13 protein-coding genes are annotated in these 17,189 nt (G+C 47.8%); 5 read left to right on the top strand and 8 right to left on the bottom strand.

The features are described 5' to 3' along the window. Positions 1-9 precede the first annotated feature (9 nt). Both NSQ73_RS03815 and NSQ73_RS03810 read left to right on the top strand, forming a co-directional pair. Positions 10-960, top strand: coding sequence for an ABC transporter ATP-binding protein (locus tag NSQ73_RS03815; protein ID WP_340985439.1), 951 nt, complete (start codon positions 10-12; stop codon positions 958-960). After that, on the top strand, positions 960-1,676 hold the full coding sequence (locus tag NSQ73_RS03810) for an ABC transporter permease (RefSeq protein WP_340985438.1): 717 nt from the start codon (positions 960-962) through the stop codon (positions 1,674-1,676). The genes NSQ73_RS03815 and NSQ73_RS03810 overlap by 1 nt, the downstream gene beginning before the upstream one ends. A 229-nt stretch (positions 1,677-1,905) precedes the next feature. On the opposite strand, the gene NSQ73_RS03805 is transcribed toward NSQ73_RS03810, so the two are convergent. From NSQ73_RS03805 to NSQ73_RS03795, 3 genes are read right to left on the bottom strand one after another with little or no spacing between them, the layout of a single operon-like run. Then, positions 1,906-2,445 (bottom strand): GNAT family N-acetyltransferase, encoded by a 540-nt coding sequence (locus tag NSQ73_RS03805; protein WP_340985437.1) that lies wholly within the window; start codon positions 2,443-2,445, stop codon positions 1,906-1,908. 44 nt (positions 2,446-2,489) lie between these two features. Continuing rightward, complete coding sequence (locus NSQ73_RS03800) at positions 2,490-3,236, bottom strand: hypothetical protein (RefSeq protein WP_340985436.1); 747 nt, start codon at positions 3,234-3,236, stop codon at positions 2,490-2,492. After that, positions 3,237-3,713 (bottom strand): DinB family protein, encoded by a 477-nt coding sequence (locus NSQ73_RS03795; protein WP_340985435.1) that lies wholly within the window; start codon positions 3,711-3,713, stop codon positions 3,237-3,239. Positions 3,714-3,952: 239 nt separating this feature from the next. Here NSQ73_RS03795 and NSQ73_RS03790 point away from each other — a divergent pair, with 239 nt between their 5' ends. Next, complete coding sequence (locus tag NSQ73_RS03790; protein WP_340985434.1) at positions 3,953-9,076, top strand: bacterial Ig-like domain-containing protein; 5,124 nt, start codon at positions 3,953-3,955, stop codon at positions 9,074-9,076. Positions 9,077-9,225: 149 nt separating this feature from the next. Here NSQ73_RS03790 and NSQ73_RS03785 read toward each other — a convergent pair whose 3' ends face one another. The 5 genes from NSQ73_RS03785 to NSQ73_RS03765 all read right to left on the bottom strand — a co-directional run bounded on the left by NSQ73_RS03785 (position 9,226) and on the right by NSQ73_RS03765 (position 14,494). Next, entirely contained in the window at positions 9,226-9,639 is a 414-nt protein-coding gene (locus tag NSQ73_RS03785) for a hypothetical protein (RefSeq protein WP_340985433.1), read from the bottom strand. Between the two features lie 25 nt (positions 9,640-9,664). Then, entirely contained in the window at positions 9,665-10,954 is a 1,290-nt protein-coding gene (locus NSQ73_RS03780; protein WP_340985432.1) for an EndoU domain-containing protein, read from the bottom strand. 511 nt (positions 10,955-11,465) lie between these two features. Further along, complete coding sequence (locus tag NSQ73_RS03775; RefSeq protein WP_340942489.1) at positions 11,466-11,969, bottom strand: hypothetical protein; 504 nt, start codon at positions 11,967-11,969, stop codon at positions 11,466-11,468. Beyond that, entirely contained in the window at positions 11,956-13,686 is a 1,731-nt protein-coding gene (locus tag NSQ73_RS03770; protein WP_340985431.1) for a hypothetical protein, read from the bottom strand. The genes NSQ73_RS03775 and NSQ73_RS03770 overlap by 14 nt, the downstream gene beginning before the upstream one ends. A 448-nt stretch (positions 13,687-14,134) precedes the next feature. After that, positions 14,135-14,494: a HesB/IscA family protein gene (locus NSQ73_RS03765; protein ID WP_039307246.1), complete on the bottom strand. Its 360-nt coding sequence runs from the start codon at positions 14,492-14,494 to the stop codon at positions 14,135-14,137. Positions 14,495-14,929: 435 nt separating this feature from the next. Between NSQ73_RS03765 and mqnE the strand changes: the two genes are divergently transcribed. Together mqnE and NSQ73_RS03755 are read left to right on the top strand one after the other, a co-directional pair. Continuing rightward, positions 14,930-16,036, top strand: a complete 1,107-nt coding sequence (gene mqnE / locus NSQ73_RS03760; RefSeq protein WP_039307245.1) for an aminofutalosine synthase MqnE — start codon at positions 14,930-14,932, stop codon at positions 16,034-16,036. Positions 16,037-16,115: 79 nt separating this feature from the next. After that, positions 16,116-17,177, top strand: a complete 1,062-nt coding sequence (locus tag NSQ73_RS03755; RefSeq protein WP_171720118.1) for an NAD(P)/FAD-dependent oxidoreductase — start codon at positions 16,116-16,118, stop codon at positions 17,175-17,177. The last annotated feature ends 12 nt before the right edge of the window (positions 17,178-17,189 follow it).

The raw sequence follows: 17,189 nt of genomic DNA, 5'->3' as shown, positions 1-17,189 counted from the left end.
TTAACAGCTATGCGAATTTTATCAGAGAAAAAAAGCGGCAGCACGCCCGCTATACAGATTGACGGAGTGCACAAAAGGTTTGGCGATTATACCGTATTAAACAATCTTTCGCTGGAGGTGAGCCAAGGAGAGATCTTTGGATTCCTGGGTCTGAATGGCGCCGGGAAGACAACGACGATCAAGATGCTCCTGGCGATGCTGAAGCCAACCTCCGGCAAGCTCTATATGTTAGGTGAAAAGGTCGATGCCGGAAACTCTAAATTATGGAGTAAGGTCGGATATTTGGAGGAGGCTACTTTTTATCCCGATCTCACGGTAACTGAGAATCTTGACATCGCAAGGCGCATGCAAGGGGTGGCTGACAAGGATGCCGTACATCAGGTGATCTATAAGCTGGGACTTGAGCCGCACCAAAAGAAAAAAGCAAAGCATCTCTCTTTGGGTAACAAGCAGCGCCTGGGACTTGCGAAAGCGATGATTCACAATCCGGAAATTCTAATCCTGGACGAGCCGATCAACGGCCTTGATCCCGCAGGCGTGGCAGAGATACGGAATATGTTATATAATCTGGCAACCAATTTCGGCGTAACTATTTTTATATCCAGCCATCTGTTAGAGGAGCTCTCGAAAGTGTCCACACGCATTGGGATTATTCATAATGGGCGCCTTGTTAAGGAAGTCGCAATGGATAAGCTGGAGCAATCCTTACAGAAAAACCTGGTGGTGAACGGACTGAACAAACCTGCCTTAAAGAAGGTGCTTGAAGAGCATGGCTATGCCTTTGAGGACACCCTGGACGGCTCTATTAAACTAACCAATGAACATGCGGCAGATCATCCTGAACGGCTGGCCGAACTGCTCGTTCAACGCAATCAGCCGCCAACATCGCTCCGGGTGATTACGGAGGATTTGGAAGGGTATTTTCTCCGCACCATTGGTATGACCAGGGGGATTAAATAATGAATATTCTATCTGTGTTACATTGTGAGATTCGCAAGATTATCCGCTCAAATGTGTTCTGGATCATGTTTCTTGTGTTAGGCTTCGGCCCCATCATGATGGGCGTCGGAAATGTATTATCCAGTGACGCCGGCGGTGTCAACTGGGAGCAGTATTTAACCGGATTGCTTGATACACTTGCTCCGCTGGGGCTTATCGGATATACCTTTGTTGCGGCATGGGTATTCGGACGGGAGTTTGCGGATAGAACCATCAAAGATTTGCTGGCAAAGCCCGTGTCCAGAGCGAAAATTGTATTGTCCAAATTCCTTGTCATTTTAGTATGGTGCCTGTTACTTTCCGTCTATATGTTTGCCGTGGGTTTTGCCGTAGGGGCGATCATGGGAGCCCAAGGCGGGTCCGCTTCCTTCATTTCGAGCTTGTTCTTTAAGTTCCTGATCACCTCGCTATTGTACATTTTTGTGACCGCACCAACCATTCTTTTGGCTAATGTGACCAAGGGCTATCTGGCACCCCTGGGGCTCATCCTGATCATCGTCATTCTGTCCAATGTGTTGGCCTCATTTGGATTTGCACCCTATTTCCCATGGACCATCCCGTCGGTATTTCAAAGCACCGGTTCCTTACAGCTCAGCAGTATATTGATACTTGCGTATACAGGGATCATCGGAATAGCCGGAACATTTGCCTGGTGGAGATATGCGGAGCAGCCATAAACAAGGAAAGCAACACCTGACAAGCTGATTGCAGCTGATCCGCAAGAAGCAGTCAAGATTAACGAAGTTGCCGTTATGCCGCTCTAACTGTAGTATTGCCAGACCAGAGAACAGCAAAAAGAAGGCGTCCCAAAAGCCATAAAATGGCTTCTGGGACGCCTTCTTTTTTTTGCGTAAGATCAACGTGTGCACTTGAATGGACGCTCCGCGAACGGACCGTTGTTCCAATTCAACCGCGTGCCGCCATATACTCGTCCTTCAGGATAGAGTATTGGTAAGAGTCCAGCCACTTCCCCTTATACCGCATATGTTCTCTCAGATGTCCTTCATATACCATCCCTATGTGTTGCATGACTCTGGCAGAACCGATATTCTCCGGGCGGCAGGTCGCGTAGATCCGGTGAAGATCAAGGTTATTGAAGCCCCAATCCAGCAGCACGGCGGCAGCCTCACTTGCAATACCCTGTCCCCAATACAAGCGGTTATAGCAATAACCGATTTCTCCCTGCCCTTCTCCGCTGATATGTATCCCGCAGCCGCCTACCAGTACATCCTCCTGCTTCAGAACGACTGCGTACTCGAACCCCTGGCGCGGCTCCTGCTGTTGCATATCCAAGGTCAGCCGGATGTAGCTCCGGGTATCCTCCAGGGAATTAGGTCCCCAAATCATGTACTGGGCCACAGCCGGGTCGGAGGCATACTCATGTACCCGCTGGACATCCTCAGACCTGAATTCCCGGATCAGCAGCCGGTTTGTTTCAAACTGCATGCTTGGTCACATCCTTATGCTTACTGTTGTAATCCGGGGAGACTTCATGGCTCAGCAAGTTCAATTCTTGCATATTGCTCTGCGAAATCTTCCCCTTGGTTCAACGCTTGGATTAACTTGAGAAGCCCCTCTTCTCCTGCACGAGCGAACCACCGCGTAACTTCATAACAAGCCAAATTGTAATTCTTCCAGGCTTCCGGAGTTCCATAACTGAAAGCATCATACGAGTCTAAAAGGCCGTAATCCACAGGCTTCTTCCCTTTATCCGTTACCAGTTCCCATGCCGCTGTGCTATTAGACAATCTCCCGTCCGCCATTGAAGCCAGCCCTTCATCAAACCACACAGGCACTACATTGCGGTTGCGCAGTCGTTCCCTCAATTCAGCGTGGGTGAATTCATGCGAAATCACATTTTCATTAAACCCGTCCGGGCCGATCACAATATAGTTATTCCAGGGCAGGTAATAGGTTTGTCCGGTCGGATTTTCAGTGTATTTCCCCAGACTCCTGGAAGTTAGCGCCACAATCAAATACGGAGTCGAAGTTCGCTCACCAAAAATAGCCGTAACCTTCTCTTGCGCAAGCTCAACGTAAGATAGCAGCTGATCCTGCAGTTCCTTCGACATATCCGGCTCTATATAAACATCCGGTGCCACTTCAACCATGCTAGAGTAATTGACCAAGGCAGCATGCACCGGCTTGGCATAGACTCCCCAAGAGATCATCAGCAGTGCTATTAACAATATACCCGACGCAGCTATTACTTTCATTTTCCGGGTCAATTTCAGCATTTAGTTAAACAGTCCTCTGCCAATAAAGTTAGCCGTAACCGGCTGCTTCCCGATCTCCCGTGACCATACAGACAATTGACCAGTGTGATGGATCTCATGGGCAATCAGATGCCGCATGACTTCGCCGTATTTATGGAGTTCGCGTTCCCCTTCATCCGTGATATCAATCATGATCCGGTCTTCCAGGCTGTCATTCCAGCCGTACACGAATGGAGCCAGCTCCTCATGGCACCGCGCGGATAAATCCTTGACCTGCTGCAAGCTGGCTACTTCCTCGAATGAAGGAATCTCAATCTCTTTCTCTTGTATTCCGCCACAGATCCAGCCATACTCGACGGTCACAATGTGATAGAGCGTAGGAAGAATGTATCCTATGCCTCCAGTGCGTAATTTCATCAGCTCTTCCCCGTCCACCGTCTCACACCAGTCGAACCAGTCTTTGCGCACCTGCCAGTTATACTCGAATAGCTTCAACATGCCGCTGCCTCCAATACTCGTAAATTTCATTACGCTTACTATTCATGATTCGCGATATTCCCCTGTTATCCTCCCTCGTAAACCAAGTGTCATTAACTCATATCCTTTCTCTGCACCACTATATCCGGCGGTTTGTGAAGTATTGATTATAGCTGTACTTTTCACACGTAACGTATAATCTCGTAGATCAGACTTTTACATTGATCAAATCGTTCCAATAAGGAGAGGTTTTAATCATTGTGAGAAAATCAAAACGCTTGTCAGCTATGTTTGTAATTTTCCTGCTCCTGTTCTCGTCTATTCCACTATCCCTGTCTGCAGAGGAAATACGCCAAGAAGAACAGGTGGATCTGGGACCTTGGGCGTTCAGCGCCTTCGGACCGGGTACAGTACCAGCTACGAACCCCGAACCTATTGTTCAAGATCCAAATACAGTAATAATGAGTACGTACGGCGGAAAGATTGCTTCTGGAGAGGAGGGACTTTCCTTTTATTACAAAGAACTTCCCGTTGACACGAACTTTGAGCTCCAAGCCAAAGCTACAGTGAATTTATTTAACAGCAGATCCAGCGTCGGCACGCCTAATCAGAAATCCTTCGGACTTATGCTCAGGGATACTGTTGGAACAAATGGAGATGACAGCAAAACCATTTCTAATTATGCTGCAGTCGGTGCGTTGGATCAGGTAATGAAAGGATTTTATAAAAAAACCTCGCAAATAAAGCTTCCTGCATTTAGTGGAATCAATGCTCCTGCTGCGGGAGAAACCTATAATCTCAGCATTAAAAAATCAGGCAATACTTATCTGCTAAGCATCGGTGAACAAACTCAAATTGTAACACTCGACGATACATTCACGGATACGATCTTTGCCGGAATCTATGTAGCAAGAGATGCGGAAGTAACCTTCAGTGAACTAGACATCAAGGTCGAGGCCAAACGTGTATCCCACTTAATCGCTGATACGAGCGGGATGACCAAAACCTCCTATCTGATGGGTGAACCCCTTGATCTGACCGGACTGGCCGTTAAGGCTGTCTTTTCTGATAACAGTGAAGCCGTGTTGTCTTCCGCTGATTATATTGTTACCGGCTTTGACAGCACTAAGGCTGGAGAGAATACGATCAAGATTAATTATAACGGCGCTTCGGCAATCATCCCGCTGCAAATCATTCCGCTGACAGTGACCTCCTTATCGGTAAAATATGAGCCGGCCAAAACGGTCTATTATCCGGGAGATACGTTTGATCCGGAGGGACTTGTGGTCGTTGCTGACTATAATGATCATTACCTGATCACCGAACTGGACCGCAGTCTCTATTCGCTCTCCATCGGCGGACAGCCCGTTACTGAAGCATCGCCGCAGGTGTTTACGGAGTCAGGTCCATATGAAATCAATATCACCTCCACAGAGACTCCATCCATGGCGGCTGCTTTTAACGTTGAAGTCATTGACGCTGCCCTGTCCAAGCTGGAGATTAGACATGAACCCAGACAAACCGTCTATTACACCGGTGATTCCATCCAGTTAGAAGGATTAGCAATTTACGCCCATTATTCTGATGACACTCAGATCCGCCTGACCAAAGATGAATATACCGTCTCTCCCCTCAACACCTCGGTACCAGGAGATAAAGAGATCACAGTTACCCATAAAGGATTAACAGCAACCTTCCACGTTAAAGTCCAAATGAAAGAGCTAACCGGTATCGAAGTAACAGGCTATCCGGCAACAACTTTCTTTATAGGCGATAACTTTAACAGCGATCATCTGATCGTATCTAAAGTCTATGACAACTTGGACCGGGAAGTCCTAAGCGATTTCATCCTGGACAGCTCCAAGTTTGATAACCAAAGGGCCGGAGTATATGAAATCGGAGTCATCCCTGAGGATACATCCATTCAGCCGATTACGTATTCAGTCACGGTAAAAGAAAAGCTTGAACCCGTCTGGCGCAGCATTCAATTCGGCCAATCCACATCCGCTGCTAATAACAAGATGCTTCTACAAGAAGACGGAACGGTAGAGCTGATTGCGCTGGAAGGCGGCGGCAAGGTTACTGAGGACCACGATGGCATTACCTTCTATTACACAGAGCTTGATGCGTCAGAAGATAATTTCGTGCTGTCTGCGGATATTAGGGTGTCGGCTTTTGCCAAAACTCCATATGACGGACAAGAGTCATTCGGCATCATGGCGCGGGATGCTATTGGGACGCCAGGAAATTCCAGCGTATTCGCCTCGAATATCGCTGCTATCGGCGGCTACAGCGGCGGTACCAAAAGCGCAATCGGCACCCAGCTGTTTGTCCGCTCCGGCATCTTGAAGTCTGACGGAACCGGAAGTAAAGGCATTCAGACCATCATGCTGAGGAATGAACGGCCTGCCCCCGGCAACACGGCTCCTGCAGCTCCTTATCGTCTAACGCTCTCCAAGACGAATAGCGGCTTTACTGGACAGCTTAACAATGATCAGGAAGCTATCATTTTTGAGCCGGATATTCTTAACGTACAAGACGCCAAAATGTATGTCGGATTCTATGCGGCACGTCTCGCTACGATTAATATCCGCAATATCCAGTTGACGGTGACGTCAGCTGCTACAGATTCTCCTAAGGTTGAACCACCGGCAGCTCCGGTCATACCAAGCTTGAGCATACTATCTCTAAGCAAGACTTCTACACCAGAATATCAAATGATTGTTCGTCCTAATGTCAACGGAACCGTAACAGTGAAGCAAGGCTCTAAAATCATCGCCCAGGATATCGAGGCTAAAGCCGATAAGCGTCTTGCGGTTCCGGCGGTACTCGCTGATCAGGGGGATACGAACTTCAGCGTTACTTTTGTACCAGAGGATACCCAGTATTTGACCTCTTACGATAAAATCGTCCATAACTTCACAGTAACCCTGAGCAGCTATGGGGAGGGAGAACATATCTATGTATCTCCTGCGGGAACAAGTGCCGGGGAGGGTACGGCTGATCTCCCGCTTGATCTCGACACCGCCATTGAATATGTCAGACCAGGCCAGCATATTATCGTGCTTGACGGCCATTACGTGCGGAAATCACCGCTTGTCATTCAGAGGTACAATGATGGAACTGCAGCCGCGAAGAAGTACCTGGAGGCGGCACCAGGGGCAAGACCCGTCATCGATTTTGACAAAAAAACAGAAGGCGTGCTGCTCAGCGGGAACTATTGGCATGTGAAGGGGATTGATTTCACCCGCTCGGCGCCAAATACGAAAGGCTTTACGGTTGGGGGGAATTATAACATCGTTGAGAATAGCCGCTTCTATGCAAACGGGGACACGGGGCTTCAAATCAGTCGTACAGACGGAACGGCACAAGAAATCGCCGAATGGCCATCCTACAACTTGATTCTGAACAGCACCTCCTTCGATAACCGCGATCCGGCAGACAATAATGCAGATGGCTTTGCCGCGAAATTGACTTCAGGTATTGGAAATATTTTCAGAGGATGCCTGGCACATAACAATATTGACGATGGCTGGGACCTGTACACCAAGGCAGGCTCAGGTGCGATTGGTCCAGTATTAATCGAGAATAGTGCAGCCTTCAATAACGGATATTTAACAGACGGAACGGTTGGCGCCGGTGATAAAAACGGGTTCAAGCTGGGGGGAGAAGGCATCCACGTCCCGCATACCATCCGCAATTCCATTGCCTTCGGAAATGGCGCATATGGCTTCACCAGTAACAGTAATCCGGGTGTGATTGCTATAAACAATATCGGATTTAATAATACGCGCGGAAATATGAGCTTCACCACTTATGACCAAATTACAGCAGACTTTAAGATTGACGGCTTCGTATCCTACCAGACGAGCATCATCGGGAAAGATCAGTATCCTTCTTCTTTGGCTGCCGACAATAACTTCATGTACGATGGTACAGCGTCAGTCAATAAGTCAGGCAAGCAGCTGACAGATGCTAACTTCGCAAGTTTGAATCCGGTGAACTCTTATACGAGGGATGCGGAGGGAAATATCATCTGGGGTGACTTCCTGAGGTTCATTCCTTTTGAGGAGCCGGGACCGGGAACTCAGCCAGAGCCAGAGCCAGAACCGGAACCAGAAACAGAGCCAAGTCCGGGTCCTTCCGCTACACCGGCGCCTTCTGCCACACCGGGTCCTACGGCTGCACCTGAACCCACGGCTACACCAAGTCCCGCTGCTGTACCAAACACCGGCGGTTCCGGATCAGCCATTGGAGATTCTTCTACGACCGTACTCCTGCTGGATGGCAGCGTCAGAATTGAACTGCCCATAACGGTTGATGCAGGGAAAGCCAGCGCCATACTGAAGGATTCCTCCCTGCAAAAGATAATCGCTTTGGCCAAAGCTGATTCAACCGGTATTAAAACTATCCGGATTCAGCCTACAGCAGATGAAGCCAAGGACATTAATGAATATGAGGTAAGCCTCCCTGCTTCAGCATTTCGCGCAGGAGCTTCTGCCTTGCAGATAGAGGTCAGCTCGTCATTGGCCACGATTATGTTACCAGACAGTCTATTCCCTGCGGCAATGCTCGACGGTGCGAAGACGATTACTTTATTCCTAAGAACAGTCGATGCTGAAGGGCTGCTCAAAGGGAAGTTAGGAGACAGCCCGCTGATCGGGTATGAGCTTCGCCTGGATGGAACAAAGCTTCAACTAGACAATCTACAGTCACCCGTACAGATCGGCCTTCCGCATTCACCAGCCGTTCCTGCGGCGGATAACGCCTTTATTGTTGTGTGGCATGTCAATGACAAGGGAATCATCCAGCCTGTAGTCAGCGGGGATTATAATGCAGAGAAGCAGCAGGCCATTTTCTCAACCACTCTTTCGTCCGGCCACTATGCAGCGGTCTATAATCACAAGACATTTCAAGATATCACCCATTCCCATTGGGCAAAGTCCGCAGTGGAAGTCCTCACTTCCAAGGGTATAATTAACGGTATATCAGCAACTGAATTCCGGCCGGATCAGTCCGTTTCACGTGCGGATTTCGCACTTTTACTGGTGCGGGCTTTGGGACTGAATGCAGCAGAAGGGGGCGGCTTCGCGGATGTGTTATCCAATCCTCCGAATGAACCTATATCCAGACAAGAGATGTTTGTTATGGCGGCTAGAGCCCTACAGGCTGCAGAAGGCTGGAAACAGGGGGCGATAACTGCCTCTGGTTTAGATAGCTTCACAGATCACGACCAGATCGCCGGATACGCAGCAGATGATATTGCGGCCTTGGCAGCAGCAGGTCTCATCAAGGGAGACGCCCGGCAGCAGCTCAAGCCCACTGCATATTCCACGCGTGCTGAAGCGGCGGTGTTAATTTACCGAATTCTTATGCGCAAATAAAAGAGAACCCCCAAACCATATTGAAGTGGTTTTGGGGGTCTTTTATGCCTGAACCCACTTTATTTGGTATAAGATTAAAACATTTATGAGCGTACAAATGGTACAGGAATTAAGGTCTATAATGTAATTAACATCCCAAATACACAAAATCACAACAGGATTTCCGAAAGGAAATCTTGGAGAATTTTCTTCACTGGTAAGTTAGCAGTATTTAATAAGTCATTTACACGTTGAAGTATTTTAGGATTGTCTAATATCATTTTTTTACTTTCTTGATCTGTAAAACTTCTTAGTGTGTCAACGCATATCTCGAATAACTCCTCATCATTAGTATCGAGCAAGGATAGTAGAATATTAAGTTCAAGTACATTGCACTCATTATCCAAACAATATGCTAATTTCTTCTGCCAATCTATTGGTTTACTAAGCACTTGATTAGATAGTTCGGCCCAATCACTTGGGCTAAACTCTGTAAGCATCTCGCTTGCAATGACACAACCATCATCGTACCAAGAATCTACTGTTGTATCAGTAGCTAAAAGGTTATCTAGTTCTTTGTACATTTTGATGCCTCCACTTATTTTAAAATTAAAAACCTGACGGGCGAGGCGCGTTTATCGTGCCTGTTGGATAACCGCTTGTTACATCTTCACCAACTTTGATCACGTCAATTTCTATACCATTTATAGTAGCCCTATGCCAAGTTGCTCCATCCCTTAATCTTTTAGAAATAGCAGGAGTATTACCAACATAAGTAATGTCCCTTATAATTTGTTCATCACTCCAGGATTCTGGAAATAAGGTACTCTTTTTTAGTTTAGAAATATTCCCGTCAGGGAACTGCTTTGTAAAAACTACATTTTTTGTACCATAAGCATTAGTGGATAATACTTCAACTGCGAAATTGTCGTTAACATTGTTAATGCTAGGCGAATGTCCTCCTATTAAATCATTTTTCGGAATCCTTCGTTGTCCTTCTAGTATCTTTGTTTCCATTTCCGGACTAATTACTGTTTTGGGAATAACGACACTACCACCGTTCCCCAGCCCCTCAATCTTACCCGCACCGGCACCCATCTCATCCATCGCATCCATATACTGCTGCTGCACCGGCGTCCTCGGCAGTGAAGGTCCATCGGGTATCTCCCCTGCCTTGAAGGCCAGCCCCTCTGGTGTCTGTAAGACCGGACCCAGATCCGGGAGCTTCTGCTTGATCCCTTTCAGGGCATCCTTCGCCGCTTGGCTGACAACGTCTTCCACTCCGCTGAACACTTTCCCGGCTTTGCCGATTTTGGTGACCTGCATTCCCGGTACAAGGAGGGAAGCTACCGAACCCAGCATCGCTGCCTTCTCTTCCGGCGTTCCTTCGTCAAATTGATGATAAGCCATCTTGGCCGCTTCCACCAGCACTTCCGGATGCTCCATGATATATACCGCTTGATCCTTCATTTCTGTCGTTGTTTTGACCGGGTCGACCACAAGCTTGAAGGCAAACGTAGCCGTATCTGCCAAGCCCATCACTACCTCTTTCACCAGTCCTTCGGTAAAGGCCAGCACCACCGCATCTGCCTGATGGACTCTTTTCTCCCATTTCGTTAACCCGTATGTATCATCCAGCCACCCCAGGTAGCTGGTATACATCGGTGTGAAGTCATTAGGCACATAGACTTTGTCCACATAAAAAGCCAGCATCGTCTCATTTTCCTTGTTGCCTGCAGTTATCGGAGTGCCATCCGGCAGTTCCAGCGGCGGACCGTTCAGCCGTCTTGCAGCTTCGATCTGCTCCTGGACCTGCCTCACAGCCTCAGCGATCCTGATCTCCTCCCGCTTCACTTCCAACTGGCTTCGCGCATAGGCTCCAGCTGCATTCTTCTCCATCGCCATCCGCAGCAGGAGGAGATATTCTTCGTTATGTATGAGCGGTACACTCTCCGCCGTGATCGACGGATCATAATCGCAGGCTTTGACAGCCGGCTGCTTGAAATAGCCGCTTAGATCCTTCCCTGCTTCATATTTTTCACTACTTCACATTTTAATCCATATGTTACTTCTGACGAATTATAATCATGTCTTCGTCAATTAATCTAAGATCTCACGAGCTTCCGCCTTACAGCTTGAGGTCAGTTCATCACTAGCCACGATTATGTTACCAGACTATATATCCTCTGCGGCCCATATGCAGCTGTCTATAATCACAAGACATTTCAGGATATTCCCCATTTCCATTGGGCATAGTCCGCTGTTGAAGTGCTCGCTTCCAAAGGTGTAATTAACGGCAGTTCAGAATTGGCCGGAGCAGCCCGTTTCACGTGCTGATATTGCTTTTTACATAAACGCAAAACAGCTCCCAGCTTGTTTGCAAGATGAGAGCCGCTTCACGCTTATATTTTCATAAAATGATGATCCTATAATCTCTATCTATAATAATAAACTTGTCATTAAAATCTATAGATAAACCCTCGTATTTCTCGACAAGCATTTCATTAAGCGTTAATAAATCTGACCCTTCCCGAACATACAAATACATTTCGTTAATATTTCGAGTTATAGGATCAAGATGCATCTCAACTTTCATAATATCATTTGAATTTCTTTCAATAGTAGTTATTTTGTATACTATTTTCTCGACATCTTCCTCCACATTTGAATCGTTTCCAAACATTTCACCAAGTGATGAATAGTTCGGTTTTCCCCTCCTGAATATTTCCACTAACCCTATAACTAACTCCTGAAATGAACTTTCTGAAAATTTCAACTTTAACAATTCCCATGAGTTATCAAACATCCAACTCATATCATTGGGATCATTATCACTATCATCCAAAATTCCAATAACTACAGGTTTTCTATAAAGAAATTTCGAGTTAATTCTTTCATCATTATTTAAAAACATTAAAATCCCCTCCCATCTTTTCTGCCATTTTACTGTATAACCTATCCCATACTGCCTCTGTGTTACCTTCTTTAAATAATGCTTGAACCATAGGGTCACTGGAAAGCTCTCTTTGTGTTTGTTTAAAAACTTTCTCAACATCCAGTGGATGTATCGCCCATCCAAGAGTTCCTCTCTTAATACTGAACGTTACCCCATTTGGAGTCACAGCTCTTATTTCTGCCATATCGAAATATACCACTGTTTCTAGGTCAGCAATACTAAACCTACTACTACTAGGATGATTATGAGTAAATGTTGTATCCTTTGCTATATCTTTATAAGCAGAAAGGTCAATTTTTGCTTGTTCCCCATCAGAGATTAATCTACCAATCACATTGCCGTCATTATCGAAAAACAGACCATGCTCAAACGGCTCATTTCTAATACCATCTTCTAAATATTTAACTGTTGAAGGTGCTTTGTCTACTTTCCCTATACTGGATAGTAAATTTTGACCACCCGAACCCTCACTTACTACACCTATGTTAGAATCTGCACTACTAGATTTACCCTTCCCCTCAGATAAAGGAACATTCAGCTTCTTCACCCTAGACGCAGATATTTCACCCGCACCGGGGTGCAGCGGAAGGCTTCTCTTTATCGTTACATTGCCGCGCATTCCTTCAATCCCTTGAAAACTGGCGACTACACTGCTAATGATTATACCATAGGCCTGCAGCTTCGATAATTTCGCACCGGTCCAGTAGTTGGTCCCGTCTTTCGCTGCCAGAATCTGCTCCTGCATGATATCAACGGGCACATTATCCAGATTAGATTTGATTTCTCCATTCCTGACGGCTTCCTGATACGCTATGGATGCTTGCGCCGCCTCCTGGTCTGTTATGCCATTTTTACTGAGTACCCATGTGTTTCCTATAAGTGTTTTGCTGTACTCCTCAAAGTTATATTTCTTCGCTTCCGTATTGCTATCCAGCGCCAACTTACGTTCAGCCGCCTCAATCTGCAGCCGCTTCACTTCCAACTGGCTTCGCGCATAGTTCCCAGCGGCACTCTTCTCCATCGCCATCCGCAGCAGCAGGAGATATTCTTCGTTATGTATGAGCGGTACACTCTCCGCCGTGATCGACGGATCATAATCGCAGGCTTTGACAGCCGGCTGCTTGAAATAGCCGCTTACATCCTTCCCTGCTTCATATTGAACCTTGGCTACACCTAGGGACGCCAGCTTCCGGCGTGCTTCCTCGGCCTGCGCGTGGACGGCCTCCATCTGCGTCTTGTTCCCGAACGCTTCATAGACCTTGAAGGCCATCTGCGCCTTCGCGATCCCATCACGCGCCGCGAAGATATCCTTCAACTTGCTTAGGGCCGCAATACCCTCTACGGTCAAAAGCCCGGACGTTTGGATGATATTGCGCAGCTTCTGCACTGCCGGATCGTTATTCAGCTCATCCTTTCCCATCAGGACGGTAACCGAAGTGATCAGATGCGATACACTCTTCTGCACAAAGGCTGGAATGGAAACGCCGCCAGCGGCATTTGACGCCCCAAAGCTTCCGAATGCACCCGCGAGAAGACTAAACTGCTGCGTAAGCTTGTCGGCCTGCCGTTTATTCTCCTCCTGGAGTCCTGCGACTCCTTTCAGGGCGGTCCGGATAATATCCTCCAATTTCTCTGCTTCTACGGTTAATTCATTGATCATGACCTGGGCCTTCACGAGGTGGTCTCCCATGGGAATTCCGCCCCAGCCACTGGACTGGCCCTTCAGCTGCAAATACAGCCGGTTGGTGTCCTGGCTTACCTGGCCTATTCTGGTCTGCAGGCGCTGGACTTCATCCTCGTTAAATATAAGCTTCGTTGACGCCATGTCCACCCTCCCGCTTTGTCCGCACAGCAATATTTCCTATGTAATTTATAAATAATATTTAGGATATTCTTTTTTATTATCGGATTATTTTTCCATAAATTTTATAGTTATCCATCCCTCCGGCATTTCCTTAAACCTTGATCCGTTGTCATTCCAATCTTCTTCTGCTTTTTTGGCCAAATAAAAAACCTCCTGAAAAGTGTAGTGTACTTCTTACACAATTCAAGAGGTTGGGAAGCCGTGATTAACGGCTGCATATTCAGCTGTCTATCTCAAATTACAGTGCTAAAATCCAGTCTTAGCAAGGCTCAGCCGCCGGCTTGCCTGCATCTTCCTTCGTACGGAAAGAAGATCCGCAGCCGCACGTAGCAGTTGCGTTCGGATTATTGATGGTGAACCCGCCCGTCATACCGGATTCCTCGAAATCAATCTCCAGGCCGTCAAGGTAACGGATATCGTCTTTGCTTACGACTACCTTCAAGCCCTCGATGTCCATATACACGTCTTGCTCGCTTTCGTTATCATCGAAGCCCATGGCATAAGAGAACCCGCTGCAGCCCCCGGGTGTTACGCCCAGACGGAGAAACATATCAGGTACTTCCTGCTCAGCAAGCATGGTCTTCAATTGGCCTGCTGCTAATTCACTAATGTTAATCATAACTTTAACCTCCTACAAGTTTTGTTAGCATCCGCATCCTTATCTCACTTCGTGCAAAACTCGCCTCGGAAGCATAAGCTTAAGTTTTGTTGGCATACTTCTGCAATAGCTTTTATCAACCAGCCCTAAGGCCTCAGGTAATGTTCAAATAATTGCACTTCTATAATTTAAATTAAGTATACTCCACTATTCTCTTAGCCTCAAGTCGCAAACGCACCGCAGTTATGCATTTCATGCCGGATTCCCTTAAGTTTTCTGGCGGTTGCTCCCCCTCCGGGAGAGGTTTATAATAGGAAAAGCGATATACGTAAAAATTCGGAAATTTGTCACGAGGTTACATCTAACCTCTATTTCATGCCGGTCTGCAGCCGGCTCATTTCATTAGCTCACGATTCTGCGATGCAGCTGCCTCGCCAACCTTCAGGAGGAAATTATATGTCTACCCTTATAACACCCCACATGGATGCCCGGATGGCGAATATCATTGAGAAGGTCCGCGGCGGAGAAAGATTAAATTTGGAAGATGGCGTTTATTTATATGAGAGCAATGATTTATTAACGATCGGGCAATTAGCCAATGAGGTTAACCAGCGAAAAAACGGGAATAAAGTATATTTTATCGAAAACATGAGTCTATATTTCACCAATGTCTGCGAATCCCGCTGTGCATTCTGCAATTTCCGCAAGGATGAGGGAGAAGACGGCGCTTATACCCTTTCCGGCGAGGAAATGGTGCAATATGTGCAGCAGCATATCCATCCCGGCGTACGCGAGTTCCACATTGTCGGAGGCCATAATGATAACGTGCCCTTCCAGTACTATGTTGATTCGCTAAAAGCCTTGAACGAGCACTTCCCTGACGTCACTCTCAAGGCCTACACCGCAGCAGAGATTGACTTCTTCACCCGCATCAGCGGCCTTAGCATCCGTGAAGTGCTGGAGCAGCTGCGCGCCGCCGGACTGAAGACCCTTACCGGGGGAGGGGCAGAGATTTTGTCCGACCAGTACCGCAAAAAAATGCGTGTAGACAAAGCCAATGTCGAGGAATATCTGGAGGTTCACCGCACCGCTCATAATATCGGCATGAGAACACATACGACTATGTTATACGGCTCCATTGAGTCCCGGGAGGACCGCATCCGCCACATGCTGCAGATCCGCGAGCTGCAGGACGAAACGGGCGGCTTCATGGTGTTCATCCCGCTCTCGATGCAGCCTAAGAACAAGAATGCAGGCATCATGCGCCGGAACTCTGCTTACGAGGATCTTAAGACGATTGCGGTAAGCCGTCTGATGCTGGATAACTTCGACCATATTAAGGCTTACTTCATTAATATCGGAGCACAGCTGACCCAGGTAGCCCTCAGCTTCGGAGCTTCAGATGTACATGGCACGATTCTCAAAGAACGGATCAGCCATGCCGCGGGCGCATTGACCCCGGAAGGTCTGACACGTGAAGAGCTGATCTGGCTCGTCAAAGGGGCCGGACGGATTCCGGTTGAACGGGATACTTTCTACAACGAGATTAAAGTATACGAGTAACAACTAACCGCACCAGCCAATAACCCAGCGGAACTGCCTTGCCCATCTCGCACCATACCTGAAAGGAAGATCGGTTCGCATGAGAACTCTACTTGTCCTGGGCGGCGGCTACGGCGGTCTTGCCCTCATTCAGCAGCTACTTAACAACCATCTCCCCCATGATGTGGAAATCGTCCTGGTTGACCGGATGCCGTATCAGGGAATTAAGACGGAATATTATGCACTGGCCGCAGGAACTGTAACGGATTATCATCTGCGGATTCAATTCCCGGTTCATCCCCGCTTAACGATCCGCTATGGTCAGGTGGGCTCCATCGATCTGGAGAGCCGGGTGATATTCCTCGATACCGGGGAGCCGATATCTTATGATATTCTCGCGATAGCGCTCGGCTGCACCGATAATTACCATAACATTCCCGGAGCCGAGCACTATGCCTGCAGTATTCAGAGCTTTGCCGGGACCCGCGAAACCTACCGCCGGCTGAACGATGTGAAGCCTTACGGAACGGTCAACATTGTAGGCGGAGGACTGAGCGGAGTTGAGATTGCCTCAGAACTGCGGGAGAGCCGGCCTGATCTGAACATCTCCATTCTGGACCGCGGGGAACGGGTATTGTCTTCTTTCCCGGCCAAGCTGTCACAGTATGTGGAGGAGTGGTTTAATGAGCATCATGTGGAGACCATAGGACGGGTATCCGTCTCCCATGTAGAAAAGGATGCCATCTTCAATGGCACCCAGGCAATTCCTGCTGATGTTACGGTCTGGACTGCCGGCATTCAGCCGGTGCAGGTGGTCCAGCAGCTTGAACTCCCCAAAGACCGTGGAGGACGGATCATTGTGGGCAATTATTACAATGTGACCGACTATCCGGAGGTATACGTGATTGGAGACTGCGCCAGCCTGCCCTTCGCACCAAGCGCACAAGCCGCAGGTGCCCAGGGAGAACAGGTGGGGCAGATTATTCAGGCCCTATGGCGGGGTGAAACGCCGAAGCTGCATAAGATCAAGCTTAAGGGAACTCTCGGTTCACTGGGTAAAAATGCCGGCTTCGGCCTGATGGGCCGCCGCTCCGTCATGGGCCGTGTTCCGCGCCTGCTCAAAAGCGGCGTGCTCTGGATGTCTAAGCGCCATTTCGGGTAGCCCAACCAAACC

The organism is Paenibacillus sp. FSL R10-2736, assembly GCF_038000245.1.
Lineage (GTDB): Bacteria > Bacillota > Bacilli > Paenibacillales > Paenibacillaceae > Paenibacillus_AQ > Paenibacillus_AQ phytohabitans.
The sequence above is the reverse complement of the archived record's forward strand: the minus strand, read 5'-3'. Positions and strand labels throughout refer to the sequence as shown.